This window comes from Frigoribacterium sp. Leaf44 (assembly GCF_001421865.1).
Classification (GTDB): domain Bacteria; phylum Actinomycetota; class Actinomycetes; order Actinomycetales; family Microbacteriaceae; genus Frigoribacterium.
In genome coordinates this window covers 507,004-527,507 of sequence record NZ_LMLG01000006.1, presented here as the reverse complement: position 1 = coordinate 527,507, position 20,504 = coordinate 507,004, and the positions used below count along the sequence as shown (strand labels likewise).

The 20,504-nt window shown below is 71.3% G+C and carries 23 protein-coding genes; 8 read left to right on the top strand and 15 right to left on the bottom strand.

All coding sequences use genetic code 11. The features are described 5' to 3' along the window. Window positions 1-125: 125 nt before the first annotated feature. The 14 genes from ASE87_RS16840 to ASE87_RS16915 all read right to left on the bottom strand — a co-directional run bounded on the left by ASE87_RS16840 (window position 126) and on the right by ASE87_RS16915 (window position 12,185). Complete coding sequence (locus tag ASE87_RS16840; RefSeq protein WP_255350930.1) at window positions 126-251, bottom strand: hypothetical protein; 126 nt, start codon at window positions 249-251, stop codon at window positions 126-128. Window positions 252-487: 236 nt separating this feature from the next. Further along, on the bottom strand, window positions 488-736 hold the full coding sequence (gene csrA / locus ASE87_RS11025) for a carbon storage regulator CsrA (RefSeq protein WP_043596512.1): 249 nt from the start codon (window positions 734-736) through the stop codon (window positions 488-490). Window positions 737-864: 128 nt separating this feature from the next. Next, the gene (locus ASE87_RS11020) at window positions 865-2,088 is read right to left on the bottom strand and encodes a hypothetical protein (RefSeq protein ID WP_056228501.1); all 1,224 of its coding nucleotides are present in this window, start codon (window positions 2,086-2,088) and stop codon (window positions 865-867) included. A gap of 1 nt (window position 2,089) precedes the next feature. After that, window positions 2,090-4,141 (bottom strand): flagellar biosynthesis protein FlhA, encoded by a 2,052-nt coding sequence (locus tag ASE87_RS11015; protein WP_056228499.1) that lies wholly within the window; start codon window positions 4,139-4,141, stop codon window positions 2,090-2,092. Continuing rightward, window positions 4,138-5,433 carry an EscU/YscU/HrcU family type III secretion system export apparatus switch protein gene (locus ASE87_RS11010; RefSeq protein ID WP_082452565.1) on the bottom strand — a complete coding sequence of 432 codons (1,296 nt, stop codon included), beginning with the start codon at window positions 5,431-5,433 and terminating at the stop codon, window positions 4,138-4,140. The genes ASE87_RS11015 and ASE87_RS11010 overlap by 4 nt, the downstream gene beginning before the upstream one ends. A 1-nt stretch (window position 5,434) precedes the next feature. Continuing rightward, complete coding sequence (locus ASE87_RS11005) at window positions 5,435-6,187, bottom strand: flagellar biosynthetic protein FliR (RefSeq protein WP_255349758.1); 753 nt, start codon at window positions 6,185-6,187, stop codon at window positions 5,435-5,437. A 9-nt stretch (window positions 6,188-6,196) separates the two neighbouring features. Then, window positions 6,197-6,472, bottom strand: a complete 276-nt coding sequence (fliQ, locus tag ASE87_RS11000; RefSeq protein WP_043596053.1) for a flagellar biosynthesis protein FliQ — start codon at window positions 6,470-6,472, stop codon at window positions 6,197-6,199. Further along, on the bottom strand, window positions 6,472-7,515 hold the full coding sequence (gene fliP / locus ASE87_RS10995) for a flagellar type III secretion system pore protein FliP (RefSeq protein WP_369814008.1): 1,044 nt from the start codon (window positions 7,513-7,515) through the stop codon (window positions 6,472-6,474). Before fliP ends, fliQ begins: the two co-directional genes overlap by 1 nt. Then, window positions 7,512-8,108 (bottom strand): flagellar biosynthetic protein FliO, encoded by a 597-nt coding sequence (locus tag ASE87_RS10990; RefSeq protein ID WP_052505349.1) that lies wholly within the window; start codon window positions 8,106-8,108, stop codon window positions 7,512-7,514. The genes fliP and ASE87_RS10990 overlap by 4 nt, the downstream gene beginning before the upstream one ends. Window positions 8,109-8,110: 2 nt before the next feature. Next, window positions 8,111-8,836 (bottom strand): flagellar motor switch protein FliN, encoded by a 726-nt coding sequence (gene fliN, locus ASE87_RS10985; RefSeq protein WP_056228496.1) that lies wholly within the window; start codon window positions 8,834-8,836, stop codon window positions 8,111-8,113. Then, complete coding sequence (locus ASE87_RS10980) at window positions 8,833-9,780, bottom strand: flagellar motor switch protein FliM (protein WP_056228493.1); 948 nt, start codon at window positions 9,778-9,780, stop codon at window positions 8,833-8,835. Before ASE87_RS10980 ends, fliN begins: the two co-directional genes overlap by 4 nt. 127 nt (window positions 9,781-9,907) lie before the next feature. Further along, the gene (locus ASE87_RS10975; RefSeq protein ID WP_082452564.1) at window positions 9,908-10,942 is read right to left on the bottom strand and encodes a flagellar motor protein MotB; all 1,035 of its coding nucleotides are present in this window, start codon (window positions 10,940-10,942) and stop codon (window positions 9,908-9,910) included. Further along, window positions 10,939-11,775, bottom strand: coding sequence for a motility protein A (locus ASE87_RS10970; protein WP_056228491.1), 837 nt, complete (start codon window positions 11,773-11,775; stop codon window positions 10,939-10,941). The genes ASE87_RS10975 and ASE87_RS10970 overlap by 4 nt, the downstream gene beginning before the upstream one ends. A 2-nt stretch (window positions 11,776-11,777) precedes the next feature. Beyond that, on the bottom strand, window positions 11,778-12,185 hold the full coding sequence (locus ASE87_RS16915) for a flagellar FlbD family protein (protein WP_082452563.1): 408 nt from the start codon (window positions 12,183-12,185) through the stop codon (window positions 11,778-11,780). Window positions 12,186-12,427: 242 nt separating this feature from the next. Between ASE87_RS16915 and ASE87_RS10960 the strand changes: the two genes are divergently transcribed. The 7 genes from ASE87_RS10960 to ASE87_RS10925 all read left to right on the top strand — a co-directional run bounded on the left by ASE87_RS10960 (window position 12,428) and on the right by ASE87_RS10925 (window position 17,826). Continuing rightward, window positions 12,428-12,715, top strand: coding sequence for a hypothetical protein (locus tag ASE87_RS10960; protein ID WP_056228488.1), 288 nt, complete (start codon window positions 12,428-12,430; stop codon window positions 12,713-12,715). Beyond that, window positions 12,712-13,965, top strand: a complete 1,254-nt coding sequence (locus ASE87_RS10955) for a hypothetical protein (protein WP_056228486.1) — start codon at window positions 12,712-12,714, stop codon at window positions 13,963-13,965. The genes ASE87_RS10960 and ASE87_RS10955 overlap by 4 nt, the downstream gene beginning before the upstream one ends. Continuing rightward, window positions 13,965-14,684: a hypothetical protein gene (locus ASE87_RS10950; protein ID WP_157489828.1), complete on the top strand. Its 720-nt coding sequence runs from the start codon at window positions 13,965-13,967 to the stop codon at window positions 14,682-14,684. Before ASE87_RS10955 ends, ASE87_RS10950 begins: the two co-directional genes overlap by 1 nt. After that, window positions 14,681-15,289: a hypothetical protein gene (locus ASE87_RS10945; RefSeq protein ID WP_056228480.1), complete on the top strand. Its 609-nt coding sequence runs from the start codon at window positions 14,681-14,683 to the stop codon at window positions 15,287-15,289. The genes ASE87_RS10950 and ASE87_RS10945 overlap by 4 nt, the downstream gene beginning before the upstream one ends. A gap of 559 nt (window positions 15,290-15,848) precedes the next feature. Then, window positions 15,849-16,439: a hypothetical protein gene (locus ASE87_RS10935; RefSeq protein WP_056228475.1), complete on the top strand. Its 591-nt coding sequence runs from the start codon at window positions 15,849-15,851 to the stop codon at window positions 16,437-16,439. A gap of 364 nt (window positions 16,440-16,803) precedes the next feature. Next, the gene (locus ASE87_RS10930) at window positions 16,804-17,442 is read left to right on the top strand and encodes a YitT family protein (RefSeq protein WP_043596074.1); all 639 of its coding nucleotides are present in this window, start codon (window positions 16,804-16,806) and stop codon (window positions 17,440-17,442) included. Window positions 17,443-17,556: 114 nt separating this feature from the next. Next, the gene (locus ASE87_RS10925; protein WP_043596065.1) at window positions 17,557-17,826 is read left to right on the top strand and encodes a DUF4190 domain-containing protein; all 270 of its coding nucleotides are present in this window, start codon (window positions 17,557-17,559) and stop codon (window positions 17,824-17,826) included. 90 nt (window positions 17,827-17,916) lie between these two features. Here ASE87_RS10925 and ASE87_RS10920 read toward each other — a convergent pair whose 3' ends face one another. After that, window positions 17,917-18,549 (bottom strand): DUF4352 domain-containing protein, encoded by a 633-nt coding sequence (locus ASE87_RS10920; RefSeq protein ID WP_056228471.1) that lies wholly within the window; start codon window positions 18,547-18,549, stop codon window positions 17,917-17,919. A gap of 505 nt (window positions 18,550-19,054) precedes the next feature. Here ASE87_RS10920 and ASE87_RS10915 point away from each other — a divergent pair. Continuing rightward, window positions 19,055-20,425 carry a reverse transcriptase family protein gene (locus ASE87_RS10915; RefSeq protein ID WP_056228468.1) on the top strand — a complete coding sequence of 457 codons (1,371 nt, stop codon included), beginning with the start codon at window positions 19,055-19,057 and terminating at the stop codon, window positions 20,423-20,425. The last annotated feature ends 79 nt before the right edge of the window (window positions 20,426-20,504 follow it).

Below are 20,504 nucleotides of genomic sequence, written 5' to 3'. Positions count from 1 at the left end.
CACGCTCCGGTCGAACCGCCGGGCCGCCCCCCTCGCCACGGTGAACGAGATCTGCTCGAGGACGGGGCGCCGCGCATCCTTGGTGTCCACCACGTCGTGGCCGACCCCCCACAGCGACACCGCCGTCATCTGGTGCCCCCGCGGAGGAACAGGCGGTCGAGCGAGGCGTCGCGGATGACGAACCTGACCGACTCGCCGACGACGCAGTCGGAGGCAGCTGGCGAGAGGCATCGGATGCGGCTGTCATGCATGCGTCGAAGGTAGCAACATTCTTATCTGCAATGTCAGACTGTTGAGGGGGCTGCAGTTATCTCGGGCAACCCGCCACGATGTGGACACGACGCCACGCGAAAGGGTGGCGGTGTGTCCATTTCGTGGCGGCGCGAGGGTGCGGCGGCGCGGCGGCGCGGCGGCGTAAGGGTGCGACCGCGCGGCGGCACGAGCGGAGAGCGACCCGGGCCAGGAACCTCGGGGCCGGGCGGCGGGACTACTGGTCGGCGCGGGGGGCGGGGGCGCCGAGGGCGGCACGCAGGCGGGCCTCGGCGTCGTCGGGGGCCTTGGCCGCCTCGACGTTGGCCTCGGTCACGGCCTTGATGACCTCTTCGCGCTGGATCTTGACCCCGCGCGGTGCGTCGATGCCGATGCGCACGCCGTCGCCACGGGAGTCGAGCACCGTGATGACGATGTCGTCGCCGATCACGATGCGTTCTCCGACCTTGCGTGTCAGCACCAGCATCGGGCCAGCTTACCGAGCGCGGGGCGCTCCGGTCGCGGCGACAGGCAGGAGGCGCGGGTCGGCGATCGCGGGACGGCATCGGCCACGAGGCACCACCGCGGGAGGACGACCATCGCAGGAGGCGCGGCTCAGCGGCCCGCGCCTCCTTCGCGCCAGCCCACCGGCACGCCGAGCAGGTGGACCGTGCCCGGGGTCGCCGTGTCGTCCTCACCGACCACCGCGGCCGCGACCACGGGCGCGACCGCTCGGACGGCCTCGACCCAGCGGGCCGTGTCGTCGTGCTTGCGCCCGACGTCGACCGCGACCCAGACCTGGTCGGCGGCGATCGCCTCGAGGGCGGCGGGTGCGGCCGCGTCCCAGGCGAGGGCCGTCACGACGGCCGAGTTCTCGTGCACGCCGGTGGCCCGGGCCAGGATGCCGCTCCGGCGATCCGACACGTCGACCGAGCGCAGCCCGAACGTCGAGGCCATCTGGGCGGCCACGCGGAAGGCGTCGCCGGGGCGGCCGACGACCACGACGAGGTCGCCTGCCCCGCGCGACACGTCGGGGGCGGGCGGCACACCCGGAGAGGCCACGGCACGGGCCTGCGCGGCGAGCGCGTCGGCGGCGGCCGCGAGCGACGCCGCCGTCCGACGGGGAGCGGCCCCGTGCGGCGCGTCGGGGTCGGCGGCGTCACCGTCGGCGAAGGCGGTGGAGCCCGGGCCCGTCGCCGCGACACCGGCTCCGAGGCCGGCGGCGGCACCGGCGACGGGCGCGATGCCGTTGAAGGTGAGGTCGTCCATGATCGAGGCGAACGCGTCGGTGCGCGTCGAGACGTCGGCCGGGGACGCGACCGGCACCGCGCCTCCTGCGCTCGGCGGCGAGGCCGAGGCCGATGCGGACACCGACGCCCCGCCCGCACCCGCCGCGGCGGCAGCGGCGCGGGCGGCCCGACGCGGACTCACGGGCACGGCCGAACCGGTCAGCACGTCGTCGAAGCCGTCGCGCGCGGGCGTCGCCGCCGTCGCGGCGGCGTCCCCCGCGGCCAACGACGCGGACCACGCGGCCCGGGCTGCCGGAGCCCCCGCCTGCAACGCGTCCTCGGCCTCGTCCGCCGACGCGAGCAGCGCCGCGATGCCCGCGCGCTCGGCCGGCACCGGCGTCGTGATGCGCACCCGGGCGACGGGCAGGTCGATCGCGGGGTCGGGCACCTCGACCGTGACCTCGTAGTGCTTGCGGGCGAAGAAGCCGCCGACTCCCCCGACGGTCACCTTCTGGGCCGCGACGATGCGCGCCGAGGCCCCGTGGGTGGCCCGCACCTCCCGGCGCAGCGCGTCGAGCGTCTCGCCGGTCATGACGATCGTGGTCGGCATCTCAGGCCACGATCGAGTCGGTCGCGCGGACGACGCCGACGGTCTCGATGGTGGACCCGGCGGCGGTGGCCTCCTGGTACGACAGCACCGGCAGGCCGTTCTGCTGCGCCGACACGAGCCGGTGGATGGCCGGCCGCAACGCCGGGGCGCAGACCAGCACCGCGCTGAGCCCCTGGGCCTCGACCGACTGCACGGCCTCGCGCAGCGACCCGAGCACCTGCTCGACCCGGTGCCCGTCGAGCAGGATCTGCGTGCCCTGGTCGCTGGGTCGCAGCCCCTCGAGCATCGACTGCTCGAGGGTCGGGTCGATCATGATGACCCGCAGCACGCGGCCGTCGAGGTACTGCGCCGTGAGCGCGGGCCCCAAGGAGGCGCGGGCCGCTTCCACGAGTCCCTCCGGGTCGGTCGACACCTTCGCCCGCAGCGTCAGTCCCTCGCAGATCCGCGCGAGGTCGTTGATCGGGATGCGCTCCGACAGCAGGCCCTGGAGGACGCGCTGCAGCTCGGCGAGCGACAGCATGTTCGGCACGAGGTCGTCGACGGCCGGGGCGTTGACCTGCTTGACGCCCTCGGTCAGCACGCGGACGTCCTCGCGGGTGAGCAGTCGGGCGGCGTTGTCGGCGATGATCGACGACAGGTGCGTCACCAGGACCGAGACACGGTCGATCACCGTCGCACCCGTCATCTCGGCACTGTGGCGCATCTCGGCGGGCACCCACTTGCCGGCGAGGCCGAAGACCGGCTCGACCGTGGCCGTGCCGGGCAGGCCGTCGAGCGCGTCGCCGAGGGCGAGCACCGAACGGGCCGGGGCCTGGCCGCGACCCGCCTCGACGCCCGCGATGCGGATCGAGTAGGTGGCCGGCGGCAGGTCGACGCTGTCCCGGGTGCGGACGGGTGGCACGACGATGCCGAGGTCGACCGCGATCTTGCGACGCAGGGCCTTGACCCGCCCGAGCAGGTCGTCCGACGCTCCCCCGACCATGTCGACGAGGTCGGGCGCGAGCAGGATCTCGAGCGCGTGCACCCGCATCTGCTCGAGCAGGTCGTCGGTCGTGTCGGTGGGGGCGACGACCGCCGCCTGCTGCTCCGCCAGGGCCGCGCGCGCCTCCTCGGCCTTGGCGGCCACGCCGAGCCGGTAGGCGACGAGCAGCAGCGCCCCACCGATCAGCAGGAACGCGACGATCGGCATGCCGGGGATGAAGCCCATGCCGATGGCGGCGGTCCCCGCCACGGCGAGCGCGATGCGCGACTGCCCGAGCTGTGACGCGGCCTGCGCGCCCATCTCGGTGTCGGCACCCGAGCGGGTGACGATCATGCCGGTCGAGACGGCCATCAGCAGGGCGGGGATCTGCGTGGTCAGGCCGTCGCCGATGGTGAGCAGGCCGTAGTGCGAGAGGGCGTCGCCGATGGCCATGCCGTTCTGCAGGGCGCCGATCGCGATGCCGCCCACCAGGTTGATGATGATGATGATGATGCCGGCGATCGCGTCACCCTTGACGAACTTCGACGCACCGTCCATGGCGCCGTAGAAGTCGGCCTCGGCGCTGACGTCGGCGCGACGCTGCTTGGCGACCTCGTCGGTGATGAGGCCCGCGTTGAGGTCGGCGTCGATGGCCATCTGCTTGCCGGGCATGGCGTCGAGGGTGAAGCGCGCGCCCACCTCGGCGACGCGCTCGGCACCCTTGGTCACGACCACGAACTGGATCACGACGAGGATCAGGAAGATCACCGAGCCGATGATGATCGAGCCACTCACCGCCACGTGCCCGAACGCCGCGATGACGTCGCCGGCGAAGCCGTCGCCGAGCACGAGGCGCGTCGAGGCCACGTTGAGCCCGAGGCGGAACAGCGTCGCCACGAGCAGCAGTGACGGGAAGACCGAGAAGTCGAGCGGCTTCTTGACGAACAGCGTCGTCAGCAGGATCACCAGCGCCAACAGGATGTTGAGGATGATCAGCACGTCGAGCAGCGGCGCGGGCACCGGCACGACGAGCAGCAGCACGATGCCGACGATGCCGACCGGGACGGCGAGCTTGGGCAGGGTGGACTTCATCGGGTGCCTCCAGGGGTGGCGGGGCGGACGGAGCGGGAGAGCGCAGGAGGCGCGGTGCGGGACGGCGCGGAGGTCGCGCCGGCCGCGGTGCCGGCCGCGGAGGTCGCGGCGGCCACGGCGGTCGCGGTCTCGCGGGCGATGCGGAGGCGACGGGGCACGGCGTCGGCCTCGAGCGACTCAGGAGCCAGGACGCCGGCCACCTCGTCGGCCGTCGTGACGCGAGGCGGCGTGTGCGTGCCCTTCAGCGTGCCGCGGGCCTTGAGCGCCATGACGAAGGTGAGCACGCGGGCGACCGGCGTGTAGAGGTCGACGGGGATCTCGTCGCCCAGGCCGCAGGCGGCGTGGAGGGCTCGGGTCAGGGGGACGTCGACGACGAGCGGGACACCGTCGGCGGTGGCCTGCTCGCGGATGCGGGCGGCGACCTTGCCGGCGCCCTTCGCGACGACGCGCGGTGCCGACTTTCCGGGTTCGTACTTGACCGCCACGGCGTAGTCGGTCGGGTTCACCATGACGACGTCGGCGTCGGCGATGGCCCCGATCATGCGGTTGCGGCTCATCGCGAGCTGACGTGAACGCCGCTGCGACTTGACCTGGGGGTCGCCGTCGCTCGACTTGTTCTCGTCCTTGACCTCTTTCTTGGTCATGCGCGTCTTCTTGCGGTTGCGGCGCATGACGACGAAGACGTCGGCGAAGGCGAGCAAGAGGCCGGCCGCGATCGCGGCCTTGATCAGGATGCCGGTGCCGACCTTCGCCTCGGCGAGCACGGCCGAGACGCTGAGGCCGCCACCGCTCATGAGCACGGGCATCAGGCCCTGGATGGCGAACCAGAGCACGAGGCCGACGACGGTCGTCTTGATCAGCGCCTTCGCGCCGTTCCACAGCGCCTGCGTGCCGAACGTGTTCTTCAGGCCGTTGAGCAGGTTGAACTGCTCGTAGTTGCCGGTCATGCGCTTGATGTGCACGCCGCCCTGCACGATCGCGGTCGCGAGCACGGCCACGCCGACGACGGCCAGCATGGGTCCGATCGTGGCCCCCATCGAGCCCGCGCCCTGCATCAGCTCGGTGACCACGGTCGCCGAGTCGGGGTGCGTGATGGCCTGGCGGATCGAGAACATCTGGTCGACGCCCGCCGAGGAGGCGCGCTCGATGGTCGAGGGGATCATCACGGCGGCGGCGCCGACGCCCACCCAGGCGCTGAGGTCCTGCGAGCGGGACAGCTGGCCCTTCGAGTGGACCTCTTTCATCCGCTTGTCGGTCGCGGCCTCGGAGCGCTCGCCGGAGTCGTCCGCCACGTCAGCCCACCCCCAGCAGCATGTCGGCGGCGTCGCCGGTCAACGAGGCCACGACGCCGGGCAGCGCGAGGAAGACGCCGCCGGCCAGCATGACCGTCATGAGGATCTTGAGCGGGAAGCCCATCGCGTAGGCGTTGAGGGCCGGCGCGACGCGCGAGAGCAGTCCGAGGCCGACGTCGGCGAGGAACAGCACGACGCAGAGCGGCCCGGCGATCTGGATGGTCGAGAGGAAGAGCTGGCTGACGCCGGTCGTCAGCAGCTCGACCGGACGGGAGAGGTCCATGCCGAGGCCGAGCGGGACGGCGTCGAACGATCGCGTGAGGCCGCCGATGATCAGCTGGTAGCCCCCGGTCGCGAACATCAGCGCGAGTGCGGTCATCTGGAACAGCCGGGTGAACTGGGCGCCGTTGACCATCGACTGCGGGTCGAACGCCTGGGCGAGCGTGAAACCGCCGAAGAGGTCGATCAGGCTGCCGGCGGCCTGCACGGCGGCGAAGGCGACGAACACCAGGAACCCCAGCACGGCGCCGACGACGAGCTCGAGCACGAGCGCCATGACGAACGGGCCGGTCTCGAGCGAGACGTAGCCGGGGGTGACGCGCGGCGCGACGGCGAGCGCCAGCCCGATGCCGAGCATGGCCTTCACCCGCGCCGGGAACGCGCGGTACGAGAACGGAGGCGCGATCACGAGGAACGCGGTCATGCGCACGGCGGCGAGGAGGGTGGCCTCGAGCCAGCTGAGGTCGAACGACACGACGTGCCCCTACCCGCCGCTGAGCAGCTGGGGGATGCGGTCGAACACCATGGTCGTGAACGACACCATCTCGCTGATCATCCAGTGGCCGGTGACGATGAGCGCGATGCCCACGGCGACGGCCTTCGGCACGAACGAGAGGGTGACCTCCTGGATCTGGGTGATCGACTGCAGCAGCGAGATCGCGAAACCGACGACGAGCGAGGTGATCAGGACGGGCGCGGCGAGCTTGCCCGTGATGATGAGGGCTTGCATCGAGAGGTCGAGGACGGCGTTCGAATCCATCAGGCACCCACCTGGTAACTCTCGATGAGGCTCTTGATGATGAGACCCCAGCCGTCGACGAGGACGAACAGCAGGATCTTGAACGGCAGCGAGATCATCACCGGCGGCAGCATCATCATGCCCATCGACATCAGCGCGGCGCTGACGACGAGGTCGATGACGAGGAAGGGGATGAAGATGACGAAGCCGATGATGAACGCGGCGCGCAGCTCGCTGATCATGAACGACGGGATGAGCGTCAGCATGGGCACGTCGGCCTGGCTGTCGGGGTTCGGCTGGTTCGCGGAGCGGGTCATCAGCGCGAGGTCCTCTTCGCGGGTGTGGGCGAGCATGAACTCGCGCAGCGGCGCGATGCCGGCGTCGATCGCGCCCTGCAGGTCGAGGCGGCCGTCGAGGTAGGGCTGCACGGCGTCCGTGTTGATGTGGGTCAGGATCGGAGCCATGATGAACAGGCTCAGGAACAGGGCCAGCCCCGCGAGCACCTGGTTCGGCGGGATGGACGGCAGCGCGAGCGCGTTGCGCGTCATCGCGAGCACCACGAAGATCTTCGTGAACGACGTCATCATCAGCAGCAGCGCGGGGGCGACGCTCAACAGGGTGATGCCGATCAGGGTGACGACGGCCTGGCTGGGTGCCCCGTCGGGGCCGTTGATGTCGATGTTCAGGCCGCCCGAGCCGGTGCCGTCGGACGTCGTCTGGTCGGTGTCGGTGAAATCGGTCGGTGTCGTGCCCGTGGTGCCCTCGGTGCCGGTGCCGTCCGTGGCCGGGGCGGTGGGCGCGGTGGGGGCCGTCGGCGAGACGGGTGCCGCGTTGGCCTGCTGACCGATCAGCATCACGAGGGCGGACGCCACGACGAGCGCGAGCAGCGTGACGACGACCGCACGGGCGAACCGCGTGTCGGCGAAGCGCACGGGCACGGCCACCACCGAGCGGCCCAGGGGGGCTCCGTGCAGGCCGTCGCGCAGCGTCGGGCGGACGAGCCGGCGCAGAGCGGACGCGAAGGAGGGGCGGGTCGGGGACGCGGACGACCGGCGGCCGGTCATCCGGCTCGTCCGCTGCGCAGGGCCGCGGCCGCCTGACGCCAGGTGTCGGGCGCGAGGATCGAGCCCTCGATCGACTTGGCGGTGCGACCGCGACGACGCGCGTCGAGGTCCCGAGGACGCGCGACGGAGGCACGACGGGCGGCACCGCGGGGGCGCAACAACTCGGCGGGCGTCGCGTCCGCCGGGCGGGCGGGCAGCTCGTCGCGGGCCGCGGCGTTCTCGGCGGAGAGGACGGACGCGAAGGCGACGGGCGCGATCGACGTGACCCGCGCCTCCTGCGCCTCCGGCCCGGCCTCGGCAGCCGTGGGCTCGGGGACCAGCGTCAGGGCACCGACGTCGACCGGGCGGTCGGCGGCGGCCAGGACGGTCACCGACGACTCGGTCACGCCGAGCACGAGGCGCTCGCCCTCGACGTCGACCACGACGACGCTCGCCTTCGCGCCGACGCCCTGGCGGGCGACGACGGAGACCTGCGACGTGGCACGGGTGCCCGCGCGACCGCCCTTCACCAGGCGCTTCTGCAGCACCCAGAGCAGGGCGAGGACGACGCCCAACGAGAGGACGACCCGCAGGCCGACGACGACGGTGTCCACGATCAGGCGATGCCGTCGGCGACGTCGAGGATCTTGGTGATGCGGACGGCGTAGTCCTGGTCGACGACGACGACCTCGCCGTGAGCGATCAGGCGGCCGTTGAGCAGCACGTCGGCGGGGGCACCGGCCGAGCGGTCGAGCTCGATGACGGCCCCGGGCTCGAGGCCCAGGACGTCACGGACGGACATGCGGGTGCGGCCGATCTCGACCGTCAGCGCCATCTCGACGTTGTTGATGCGACCGAGGTTGCCGGTCGACACCCCGCTCGAGGCCGGCACCACCGGCGACGATCCGCCGATCGTGCCGGTCTCGCGCAGGCGCAGGGCGAACCAGCCGGCGGGCTGGCCCGCGGCCGTCAGCTCGAAGACGACGGTCTCGGGATCGGCCAGCAAGGCGTCGGCCGACTCGCGGCGGCTCTCGCCGAGCACGCCCGTGCCGAGCACGCCCGTCGCGGCCTCGAGCGCGGGACGCAGGACGTCCGAGACCGAGACCATCGGGTTGTCGGTGCCCGCGGCGGCGGCGAGCTGGTCCATGTCGGCCAGCAGGACCGCGGTGTCGGCCGAGACCGACCCGACGAACGACGTGACCACGACGGACGGACCCGCGAGGCGGAGGCCGTGTGCGGAGGCCGGGTCGACGGCCACGGCACGCAGGGGCGTGGGCGTCGGCAGCTGGGCGACCAGCGCCTCGACCGCCGCGGTGTGCAGGGTGATGGTCGTGCCGGTCATGAGGTTCCTTCTTCGGTGCCGGTCAGGGAGGTGGAGACGACGATGCCGGCCAGACGGGAGCCGGCGGCCCCGACGGCGGCGCGGCCGACGGGCTGGCCGTCGACGCTGATCTCGAGCGGGCGGTGCTGCGGGTGGGGCAGCGGCAGCAGGTCGCCGACGGCCAGCCCGAGCACGACGCTCGGCAGCACCGCGGCGGGGGCGAAGGTCAGCGAGACGCCCACCGGGACCGAGGCCAGCTGGGCGCCGAGCAGGTCGCGGGCGTCGGCGGCGTCGATCGTCGGGTTGGACTCGCCGAGCTGTGACAGCAGGACGTCGGCCGGGATCGCGACCGTGCCGGGCGCGACGCGCTCGCCGACGCGGATCTCGAACGAGGCCACGATCATGAGGTCGGACTTCTGCGCGGCCTGGGCGAACTGCGAGTTGTACTGGAACCCGCCGACGCTGATCGGGTCGGCGAGCATGGTGCCGAACGAGTAGCGCAGGTCGTCGAGGGCGTCGTCCATCAGGCGGCGCACGAGGGCCTGCTCGATGGGCGTGAAGGTGCGTTCGGGCGAGCTCGCCGGCTTGGCGGCCCCGAGCATGTGGCTGACCCAGGTGAGCGCGGCCGACGACGGGAACTGGATGACGGCCTTCGCCGAGACGCCCTCGAGGGAGCAGAGCACCATCGCGGTGGTCGCCGGCAGCGACGAGGCGTACTCGTCGTAGGTGAGCATCTGGACCTGGTCGCAGGTGACCTGCGAGAGCACCCGGACCTTGGCGGTGAGCTGCGTGCCCCACTGCCGGGCGAAGGTGTCGAAGGCCAGTTCGAGGACGCGCGAGTGCTCGCGGGCGAGGGTCGTCGGACGGCGGAAGTCGTAGACCTCGACGGTCTTCTGCGGGCGCGTCGACGAGCCGACCGTCGCGGTCGGCGCGCTGCTGCCCGTCGGGGCGTCGAGGAGTGTCACGGACGGAGCTATCGGCCCGCCCCACCTGAGCGTTAGCCCAGGATCGGCCGTACCCCCCGGACTGGGTTGCCGTCGTCGAGCCCGGGGGCCGTGGTCGCGCTGCCGGGCCGGAGGGGCCCGGCGGAGGTCAGTGGCCCGACGACTCCTCCTTCTTCTCCGTCTTCTTCTCGGTCTTCGTCTCGGCCGCGGCGTCCGCCGTCGACGTGTCACCCGACTCGGCCGTGGTCGAGGTGTCGGAAGCCTGCTGGACGGCGGGGTTGCGACCGTCGGTCACCGCGCCTCCTGCGGCCGCCGCCGCCTGCTCGAGCTGCGGCAGCAGCGCGCTCACCGAGTCGGACTGGTTCGACAGGACGACGATGTCGACCCGACGGTTCGACGCGAGGTCGGCGTCGGTCGTGCCGGTGCTGAGGGGACGCGACGAGCCGAAGCCGACCGACTGGATGTGGTCGGCGCCGACGCCGCCGCGTTCGACCAGGTCGCGCAGCACCTGGGTGGCACGGGCGGAGGAGAGCTCCCAGTTGGTCGCGAAGGGCGCGGTCGAGCTGCGCTGGTCGGCGTGGCCCTCGACCGAGACGTCGTGACCCGAGGTCTTCAGCACCGGCCCGATGGCGTTCATGACGTTGACGGCCGTGCCGCTGAGGTCGGCGCTGTTCGTGCCGAAGAAGGTCTCGGAGCCGATCAGGCGGACGGTGAGGCCCCGGGCGTCGACGGCGAACTCGACGTCGGCGCTGAGCCCCGAGCCCTCGAGGTTCGCCGCGATCGCGGCCTTGATGGCGGTGAGGTCGTCGAGCTCGCCCTGGGCCGCGACCGTGGCGGCGGCGGCCTGCTCGGCGGTCTGGGCCTCACCCGAGGCGGCCGCCTTGCTCAGGTCGGTCTCGTCGCCCGACGAGTAGCCCTTGCCCTCCTTCGTCACGTCGGCGGCGTTCACGACGGTGCCCGAGGCCGTGTCGACCTTGCCCACGTCGGTCTGGCCGAAGCCGGTCGCGAGCGAGTTGCGCAGGGCGATGTACTTGTCCTGGTCGACGTTCGACATGGCGAACAGCACGATGAACATGCACATCAGCACGGTGATCATGTCCATGTACGAGGCCATCCAGCGCTCGTCCGGGTGCTCGTCCTCGGCGTGCCCCTTCTTCTTGCGTCCACCACGTGCCCCGCTCATGCGGCCAGCCCCTGGTCGTCGCCGCCCTTCTTCGCGCCGGCCTTGGCCTTGCCGGCCTTGCCGCCCTTGCCGTCGCCGCCGTCGAGCGCGTGCGTCGGCACCATGGCCTTGAGGCGCTCGCCGAGGAGGCGCGGCTGGCTTCCGGCCTGGACCGCCAGGACCCCCTCCATCAGCAGCGTCATGCGCAGCTCGTCGAGGTCGGCGAGCTTCTTGAGGCGCGCACCGAGCGGCAGCCAGAGGAAGTTGGCGGTCAGCAGGCCCCACAGGGTCGCGACGAAGGCCGCGGCGATCATGTGGCCGAGCTCGTCGGGCTCGGCGAGGTTCTCGAGCACGTGGGTGAGGCTGACGACCGTGCCCACGATGCCGACCGTCGGGGCGTACCCGCCGAGGCTCATGAAGAACTTGCTGGCCGTGCGGTCGGCGGCGAGGCGGGATTCCATCTCGTCCTCGAGCAGGATGCGCAGCTCTTCCCCGTCGGTGCCGTCGGCGATGTTCTGCAACGCGCCCTTCATGAAGGGGTCGTCGAGCTTCTCGGCCTCCTGCTCGAGCGAGAGCAGGCCCTCGCTGCGGGCCTTCTCGGCGAGCGAGACGACGCCGTCGATGACCGACTGCGGAGGGACGACCTTGCCGGTGAAGGCGCGGGAGATCTTCTTGAAGCTGAGGATCGCGTCCTTGATCGTCGTACCGGCGATGCCGACGCCGATGGTGGCGCCGAAGACGAGGATGATCGGGGCGGGCAACAGCAGTCCGGCGATGCTGACGCCCTCGAGCTGGATCATGCCGAAGAGGGCGCCCAGCGCGAGGACGATGCCGATGATCGTTGCGGGATCCACGGTCAGCGTCCCTGCGTGGTGTCGGCCGATGCGGCGGGCGCGGTCGGCACGGTCGGGGCGGTCGGGGTGTGCACCGCGGGAGCCTGCACGGCGGGACGGAACTCGGTGACGCGACCCGCGCCTCCTGCACCCGACCAGCCGCGGACGATGCCGAGCTGCGGGCCGGTCGAGGTGCGGTTGCCGAGGGCCTGGCTGGCCGGCGCGGTGGCGGACGGCTCGTCGTAGGCGAGCGAGACGATGCGGGCCCGGTAGCGGGCGATCATCTCGATGACCTCGGCCATCGGCTCGGTCACGACGTACTTGGCGCCGTCGACCATGATCAGGACCGTGTCGGGCGTCTCGTGGATGCGCTCGATGAGGTCAGGGTTGACAGCGAATCTGCTGTCGTTGAGTCGCGTGACGACGATCATCGGCCCGTCCTAGGTCTGTGTCTCCTGCCGCCATCCGTGGGGCAGGTGTCGCTGCTCGTCCTGAGCGGCTACGGGTGACTATCGGCCGGGGGTGGCGGGGCGTTAGGTGCGGGTCGTCGGCCGATCCGCCCGTCTCCGGGGGGCACAGGGGTCGTCCACAGGCAGGCCACGGCGGGCCGAACAGTCGCTATGGTGTGTGACATTGCTCATATCGACGAGGGGGATCTGCCGTGGCGCCGTACATGAACATCGATCTGGAGGCGCTGGCCGCGTTGGCCCGCGACCTTCAGACCCTGCACACCGACCTGTCGTCGGGCAGCGCCGGCGCCGCGGGTGACGGCATCGGCTCGCCTCGCCTGCAGCAGGCCGTCACGGCGTTCGCCGACGACTGGGCGATCGCCCGGGGCCGCATGCTCGAGTCGATCGCCGCGGTCGGCGCCATGTCCGAGGGCGCGGCGAAGACCTTCACGCAGGCCGAGGACGAGCTGGCTGCCGCGCTGGCTCCGACCGACACGGCAGGTGTGGCATGAGCCGCCCGTGGGACTGGAGTCCGCTCGACCTGGCGTCCGACCCCGTGCCCGGTGACCCGACCGACATCCGGTCGTCGGCGACCTCGGCGCGTGCCACGGGCACGTCGATCGAGACCCAGTCGAGGCGGCTGCGTCGGTTGGCGAAGGCCGAGGGATGGGACTCCGAGTCGGGCCGCACCTTCACGACGTCGGCCGAACCGCTCGCCGACGCGATCGACAAGGCGAAGCAGCGCTACCTCGACCTCGCGACGGCGCTCGACACCTACGCGGACGGCCTCGAAGAGCTCCAGCGCCAGGCGGACGCCGCACGCCTCGACGCCGACGAGGCGAAGGAGGCGCGGCGCACGGCCGACACGTTCGTCGTCCCCGGCGAGACCGACCCGTTCGAGATCGACCGGCAGGAGGCCGCCCGGACGCGGGCAGTCGACCTCGCCGACACCGACCTCGCGGATGCCAAGGCGGTCATCACCCGCCTGGTCGGCACCGGGGGCGACACGGACGGCGAGTACGGCGCCCTCAACGACCAGGCGATCGCCGCCATCCGACTGGCCGGCGACGACGAGCTGCGCGACACCTGGTGGGACGGAGTGAAACAGGCGGTGCACGACGCCCGCGGGGTGCTGGGGGCGATCAAGGACGTCCTGAACGCGCTCGGGCCGGTGCTGGCCGTCCTGAGCTTCGTACCGATAATCGGCCCCTTCGCTCTGGGACTCGGAATCGCAGCCGCCGTGCTCCTCCTCGTCATCACCCTTGCTCAAGCCAGCGCGGGCGATGCAACCACCGCGGACGTCGGGGCCGAACTCCTCGGTGTCGGTCTCTCGATCGTCGGCTTGGGGGCCGCCAAGGGCGCGCTGGTGGCCACATCGGGGATGCGACGATCGATCATCGACTCGGTCAGTGCTCGCGCACTTGCCGGGGTTCCCGCCAAGGCCGCAAAACAGGCCCGGATCGTGGAGCGACAAGCCGTTGCAGAGCGACTCGACGCGGTGGCGAGGAACCCCCTTGTCACGAGCCTCGACAATCTTCTCCTGGGCGGGGCCGCCGAGATGTTCGCGATGCGTCGCCTGGCCGCGGGTGGGCCGAAGGCACGCGAACTCTTTGCTCCCGGCGTCGTTTCAGCCCTCACGAACGGTCTGCTGGGTGCAGGTCAAAACGTCAAGTCGCTGGTGTCGGCCGGGCAAGACGCAGCCGACATCGCGGCGGGCACCTACTGGACCGAGAAGACGAAAATCCATGTGGGGTCGCTGTGATGTCCCCGGGATATGCCTTCACGTTTCCGCACGGGTGGGGTCGCCTGAACCTCGCAATCGACCTCGACACCGAGATCGAGCGATTCCTCGACGGGGTGACATCGCTGAGTCGCCAACGAGACGCGCGCAACACCGTTCTGGCCCGCCGGCGTGCCAAAAACACCCTTCTGGCAATTTGTTCGCAGGCAAGGCGGGACGGCGTCCTCGACCTCTTCGTCTTTTCGTCGGCCGCCGGGCCATCGATGGGCCCTATGTGCTTGTCCGTCTTGCCCGTGGTGACAAACGAAGCTCGCTCAGGCGTCTCGCTGAATGTCGAGGTCGCACGTTCCCTCGCCGGGCCAACGAGCCTGGTCAGCACCATGAGCACCAGCCAGGGCGATGTCGCACGAGTCCTGGATCGCTGGACGGAAAGCGCCGCGCAGTGGGCCAGGACGGCTGAATTCGCGCTTGCGCGCGTGGGAATCGCCAGCACGACAGACCTTTCATCCGAGAAGCGCCAAGCGCTCGAGGAGCCCGTCGAAACGGCACGAGTTCATTACATCGTTGACGTTCCCAAGCGGCGCGACTGTGTTCTCCTCATGACGTTCATCGCGACGGGAGGAGTTTTTCTCTCGCCGCAACTCGCCCACGCCGATGACATCGTGCGCGCTTTCCGTTGGACCGCGCCTGCCAGAACCCGAACTTCGTCAAACTCAGCTGATACGGGGGCCGCTTCGTGAGCCGGGCGACGTCAACGCCGCTCGTCCTGCGGCCACGATGGCGCCATTACGCACGAAACGCCGTCGTCTCGGTCGGATCGACGAGCCTCATCCCGTTCACCGTCCGGGACTCGGCGGCGGGCTGGGCTCTTGCCGCAGGCGTCCTGGTGTTCGTTCTCGGCGGCATCTGCCTCTACATGGTGACCACCCGCGTCGTCTTGCACGACGACGGGTTGAGCTACTCGCGCTTCTTCTCGACTCGACATGTCCCTAGGACTCGTCCGACGGCCGGAATCTTCGCCAATGTAGATGGTCCTCGACCCGTTCTTCGTCTCATCCTGGGACGGGGCAAGCAGCCCATCGTGCGGCTGACGGGTGCCTACTGGGCCACCCCTGACCTGGAACGGATCGCGCGCCACTTTCCGCTCAGGTACTCCAACGGCAATGGCCTGCTGAGCCCTGCAGAAGCAGACGCCCTCGCACCAGGCATGCTGTCGCCCCTACAACGACACCCTTGGGCGACCCTCGTCATCGCCGTTTCCCTGACCATGATCGCCGCGGTCCTTCTTGGCATCGTCATCTGGTCACTCGGGGCTCCCCCTGTCGTCGCGACGGCGAGCGCATGAGACCCGACCGAGACCTGGGATTGACCATCCATCACTCGTCCCTCTGGCGACCACTCTTCGGCGTGGCGGGCCAGTGGCCTCCCGATGACTCGCATCCGCTTGCCGGACTGCGGACGACCTTGGAAGAACAAGGCGCGATAGCCGCATTTGTGACCCCCGGGCGTCCGGGCTCGGGCCCGGTCGCCTGGGCCGCCCTCTACGTCGTCGAAGACGACCATCCGATAAGAGAGGGCCTGCTGAGGGAGTCCCTCGTCGCGAGCTCGACATGCCTGGCGCCACCATCCATCGCAACCCTCGGAACGCAGCTCGGAAGCGCCCACCGAATACAGGCCATCCGCCTTCTGCCGCTTCAGGGGCTCTCGCGCCCCGCCGCCACGGGCCAGGTGACCTGGACGTGGCTGCAGGAGGGCACGTCGACCCGCGTCGTCTTGATCGCGGAAGCTCCCTTTCCCCACCCATTCTCCGAGGTCGTCCGCCTCATGGACGAGCTCGCCGAAGGTCTTTCGTGGAATCTCACGAACGACCCTCCGTCAGACACCACACCAGAGGAAGAAGAACCATGACCAGCAGTCCCCTAACGTCCGCCGTCACCTACCGCCCGGATTGGTCGCACTTCTGGGCGAAAGCCAAGGGCCGGCTCTTCCTCATACCCCTCGCGTTCGTGATGGGCTGGTACCGGCTCGGAGAATCGGTCGTCCCGTACTTCGTCGTCCTGCTGGTGGTGATGGCAGCCGGCCTGTGGGTCTACCTCCGGACGACGAGCATCACCGTGACCGAAACGGCGGTGGCCCGGCGTTGGTGGGGACGCACCACGACCGTCGAGTTCGACGGCTCACAGCGCGGCATCCTCTGCATGCTCAACTTCGGCGTGCAGAACCTCGGCTACCTCGCCGTCCGGGACGGCAAGGGCCGCCGACTCGTCCTCACCGAGGCTAACTGGCCCGGAGAACAACTGCTCGAGATCGCCCAGCACGCACGACTCACGATCATGCCCGCCGATCAGATCTTCTCGGGCAAGAACGCCGCCGCCATCGTGCCCGGCGTCGTCCCGCTGACGACCCGACGTCCGGTGCTCTGCGCCCTCGTGGCGCTCGCCGGCCTGATCGCCGTCATCGTGCCGATCGCCATGGTGACGGCCGACGCAGCCTGATCGCCCCAGCACAACATGGTCGAGGGGACGAGACATCGTGGCGTGCTGCCGCGACTCGTCCCCTGGACGCTGCGGCAGGCTGAGCGGCAGGCGCGCGGCGCGTCACGTGCGCGAAACAGGGGGCTGGCAGGATGTGCCGGTGACCCACGAACCCCTCGACGAGTCGCGCCCCGGCACCACCCCCGCCGCCCGCGCCGACGACGTCACCCGCACCTCCTCCCCCACCCCGACCGCGAGCACGTCCCGCGCCGCGAGCTCCGAGCGGAACGCCGTCGACAGCGACGACGGGCATGCCCCCGAGTCCTCCCCGGCCGGCCTGCCCGACGCCGCCACCCCCGACGCGGCCGCACCGGCCCGGCACGGCATCGACGACCCCGCCCTGACCGGCTCCATCGAGACCGTCGACGCGAACAAACACACGCTCGCCGAGAACGTGATGGGCGTCGTGACCGGCGTCTTCCTCGCCTCGTTCGGGCTCTTCCTGCTGAAGACGAGCGGGGCCGTGTCAGGCGGCACGGCCGGTCTCGCCCTGCTGACGAGCTACGCCACGGGCTGGACCTTCGGCGTGCTGTTCGTCCTGGTCAACGTGCCGTTCTTCGCGCTCGCCGTGTGGAAGAAGGGCTGGCCGTTCACCCTGCGCACGGTGTTGACCGTCGTCATGCTGTCCGCGTTCTCGTACCTGCACCCCCTGATGTTCGACATCGACGGCATCAACCCGATCTACGGCACCCTCGCCGGCAACCTGCTCGTCGGCGTCGGCCTGCTCATCCTCTTCCGCCACGGGGCGAGCCTCGGCGGGATCAACATCCTCGCCCTGGTGCTGCAAGAACGCGCCGGGCTGCGCGCCGGCTACGTCCAGATGGGCTTCGACGTGGTCATCGTGCTGACCTCGCTGACCGTCGTCTCGCCGTGGATCGTGCTGCTCTCGGCCCTCGGCGCCGTCGTGCTGAACCTCGTCCTCGCGATGAACCACAAGGCCGGCCGGTATGTCGGCCACACGTGATCACAACTTTCTGCCAGACTTCCGTGCACGACCGGTCTGTTTGAGGCATTCTCGTCTCGAAGCGGTCGATCTCGTCTTGCACGTCCCCGGACGTCACACCACCTAGGAGTACTCATGTCCAACAACACCGCCATGCCCCAGTCCGCCGGTACCGCCGCGGGCTACAACGTCCTCGCGATCGTCGGGTTCATCCTGGCCTTCGTCTTCAGCCTCGCCGGCCTCATCGTCAGCCTGATCGCCCTGTCGCAGATCAAGAAGACCGGCGAGCGCGGCCACGGCCTCGCCCTGGCCGGCGTGATCCTCAGCGCCGTCTTCCTCGTCGTGGGCATCATCGTCAGCATCGCCGCGTTCAGCGCCGGCATGGCATCGGTCCAGACCTACTAGGTCGATCGCCCCCGGCACACGAGCCGGGGAGCACAGGAGGCGCGGTGTCTGCAGAGCAGGCACCGCGCCTCCTCGGCGTCCGGGCGGGACTCAGCCGGCCTCGACGAGCGGCACCTCGGCCGACGACGCCTCGATGGCGCCGTCGTTCGCCGCGGCACGCTCGTACTTCAGGAACAGTTCGTCCTGCGGGTGCTTCAGCTCGAACGAGATCCAGCCCGCAGCGCTCTCGCCGTGGCCGACCCGCGACAGCACCTCGTACCCGGCCGACGCCATGTCGTCCTCGTACGTGTAGTTGGAATGGTCGGCGGCGACCCCACCCGAGGTCGTGAGCAGACCGAAGTCGTTCTGGCTGACCGACGCGTAGTAGGTGCTGCCGGCCGTGACGGCCAGCTTGACGAGGACGACCTCGGCCCCGTCGCGGACCGGTTCGGTGCCACCCTCGACCGAGAAGTTCCGCACCACGTCGGTGACCTCGACGGTGTGACCGAGCGGCGCGTCGGTGATGGTCTGCGGAGTTACGGCGTACTCGCGCGGGTCGGGCCGCGGCGTCTCGGTCGGCGTCGCCGGGAGGGTCTCACGGACCGCGGCCCCGACGGCGGGATCGACGCTCTCGCGCGAACCCCCGCCGGGGGCGCACGCCGCGAGCAAGGACAGGGACAACGCCCCGAGGGCGACCGCCGAGACGGTTCGGTGACGGACGGACGGGGAGAGGGGTCGTGGCATGGGCCGGCTTTCGATCGGAGGGCAGGAACGGCGATCGGGGCGCTTCCGGCGAACATATCAGTATCGGGATGGTCTCCGGCGAGGGATGTCCACCCCTGGGGACGAGCGCTCGGGTGCGCCCCTCAGCCCTCCGGGGGATCGCGGACGTCGGTGGGCGCCGTTAGCGTGTCGGCATGCGACGGTGTCTCGGCGAGGTGGACGGCACACGCGTCGTGCCTTCCTCTCCGGGGATACCCCGGGGCACGCAGATCGACCACGGCACCGCTCCGCAGGCCGGTGACCGCGCTTCGCGCGGCTCGCGGCCCGCACCGATGCACGAGTCGCCGAGGCACCGCCGCATCCACTCGCCAGCCTTCGCCGTGCCGACGCCCACGTCACGCCCGGCCCGCCCGGCCCGCCCGGGCACGACCGCGAGGTGCCCGACCGACGGTCGGACGCCCATCGGTCGGACGCCCATCGGTCGGACGCCCATCGGTCGGATGCCCCACAGTCGGGCGGGCACCGCGTGAGCGTCCGCTCCCCCGCCACCGCCGCGGGCGCACACGAGCCCGACCCGGGCCCCGACGCCGTGGCGACCGCCCTCGCCGACACCCTGCTCGGCGCGGAATGGTCGGTCCGCGGGCTCGCCGCGGCGGCCGGCGAGGCGATCGACGGCCCGTCCCGCTTCTGGCGGCCCCTGGCCCGAGGCCTCGTCCGCACCCTTCCGCGAGCACCGCACGACGACCCCCGCACCCTCGCGGCCCTCATCCGCCGCGACCCGGCCTTCACCGAGGCGGTGGCCGAGGCGGGCGCGCGCGGCCGTCCGCTGCGCATCGTCCACCACGTGCCCGTGACGCAGGAGGCGCGCTCGGCCGACCCGCGCCTCCTGCGTCTGGGCACCGTGGCCGACGTCGCCCGGCTGCTGCACCTGACCGTGGGCGAGCTCGACTGGTTCGCCGACCCCGGCCGGTGGCACCGCCGCGTCGAACGCGGCCCCCTGCAGCACCACCGGTACGAGTGGCGGGCACGGCCCGGACGCACGCCGCGGCTGCTCGAGGTGCCCGGCTTCCGGCTGCGCGACCTGCACCGCGTCGTGCTCGACGAGGTGCTGGCCGCGGTGCCGCTGCACGACGCGGCACACGGCTTCGTGCCGGGGCGCAGCGCGGTCACCGGGGCCCGTCGCCACGTCGGCCGCGAGGTCGTCATCGCCCTCGACCTGACCTCGTTCTTCGCCCGGGTCACCGCCGGGCAGGTGTTCGGTGCCCTGCGCCGCGAGGGACTGCCCGATGCCGTCGCCCACGTGCTCACCGGGTTGTGCACGACCTCCGTGCCGCCGGGCGTGCTCTCGCGCATGCCCCCCGGGGGCAGCCCCGAACAGCGCTTCGCCCTGCGTCACGCGCTCGCCGCCGCGCATCTCGCCCAGGGCGCGCCGACCTCGCCCTCCCTCGCGAACGTCGCCGTCCGCCGACTCGACTCGCGGCTCGACGGGTACGCCCGGGCCGCCGGTGCGACGTACACGCGCTACGCCGACGACCTCGCGTTCAGCGGCGACGCGGCGTTCGCGGCACGGGCCGACGCGTTCGTGCGGGGTGTCGGACGCATCGTCGGCGACGAGGGACACGAGCTCAACCCGGCCAAGACCCGGGTGCGCGGGGCGGCCACGCGACAGGTCGTCACCGGCGTGGTGGTCAACCAGGGCACGAACACGGTGCGCTCCGAGTACGACCGGCTGCGGGCCGTGCTGCACAACGCGGCCACCACCGGGCTCGAGGCGCAGAACCGGGCCGGGCACCCGGACTTCGCCGCCCAGTTGTGGGGGCGCATCGGCTGGGTCGAGCAGCTCAACCCCGAGCGCGGGGCCCGGCTGCGCGCCGCGTTCGCGCACGTCCCCCGGTGACCGGCACCGCGCCTCCTGGGGGCGGGGCGCCCGACGGCAGGGCCGACTGACGACAGGGCCCACTGACGACAGGGCCGCC

What these genes read in the sequence shown, in the direction of transcription:
- ASE87_RS16840 (WP_255350930.1), bottom strand. Translation starts at nt 251, where the DNA reads ATGCATGACAGCCGCATCCGATGCCTCTCGCCAGCTGCCTCCGACTGC.
- csrA (WP_043596512.1), bottom strand. Translation starts at nt 736, where the DNA reads ATGCTGGTGCTGACACGCAAGGTCGGAGAACGCATCGTGATCGGCGAC.
- ASE87_RS11020 (WP_056228501.1), bottom strand. Translation starts at nt 2,088, where the DNA reads ATGCCGACCACGATCGTCATGACCGGCGAGACGCTCGACGCGCTGCGC.
- ASE87_RS11015 (WP_056228499.1), bottom strand. Translation starts at nt 4,141, where the DNA reads ATGAAGTCCACCCTGCCCAAGCTCGCCGTCCCGGTCGGCATCGTCGGC.
- fliQ (WP_043596053.1), bottom strand. Translation starts at nt 6,472, where the DNA reads ATGGATTCGAACGCCGTCCTCGACCTCTCGATGCAAGCCCTCATCATC.
- fliP (WP_369814008.1), bottom strand. Translation starts at nt 7,515, where the DNA reads ATGACCGGCCGCCGGTCGTCCGCGTCCCCGACCCGCCCCTCCTTCGCG.
- fliN (WP_056228496.1), bottom strand. Translation starts at nt 8,836, where the DNA reads ATGACCGGCACGACCATCACCCTGCACACCGCGGCGGTCGAGGCGCTG.
- ASE87_RS10975 (WP_082452564.1), bottom strand. Translation starts at nt 10,942, where the DNA reads ATGAGCGGGGCACGTGGTGGACGCAAGAAGAAGGGGCACGCCGAGGAC.
- ASE87_RS16915 (WP_082452563.1), bottom strand. Translation starts at nt 12,185, where the DNA reads ATGATCGTCGTCACGCGACTCAACGACAGCAGATTCGCTGTCAACCCT.
- ASE87_RS10960 (WP_056228488.1), top strand. Translation starts at nt 12,428, where the DNA reads ATGAACATCGATCTGGAGGCGCTGGCCGCGTTGGCCCGCGACCTTCAG.
- ASE87_RS10955 (WP_056228486.1), top strand. Translation starts at nt 12,712, where the DNA reads ATGAGCCGCCCGTGGGACTGGAGTCCGCTCGACCTGGCGTCCGACCCC.
- ASE87_RS10950 (WP_157489828.1), top strand. Translation starts at nt 13,965, where the DNA reads ATGTCCCCGGGATATGCCTTCACGTTTCCGCACGGGTGGGGTCGCCTG.
- ASE87_RS10935 (WP_056228475.1), top strand. Translation starts at nt 15,849, where the DNA reads ATGACCAGCAGTCCCCTAACGTCCGCCGTCACCTACCGCCCGGATTGG.
- ASE87_RS10925 (WP_043596065.1), top strand. Translation starts at nt 17,557, where the DNA reads ATGTCCAACAACACCGCCATGCCCCAGTCCGCCGGTACCGCCGCGGGC.
- ASE87_RS10920 (WP_056228471.1), bottom strand. Translation starts at nt 18,549, where the DNA reads ATGCCACGACCCCTCTCCCCGTCCGTCCGTCACCGAACCGTCTCGGCG.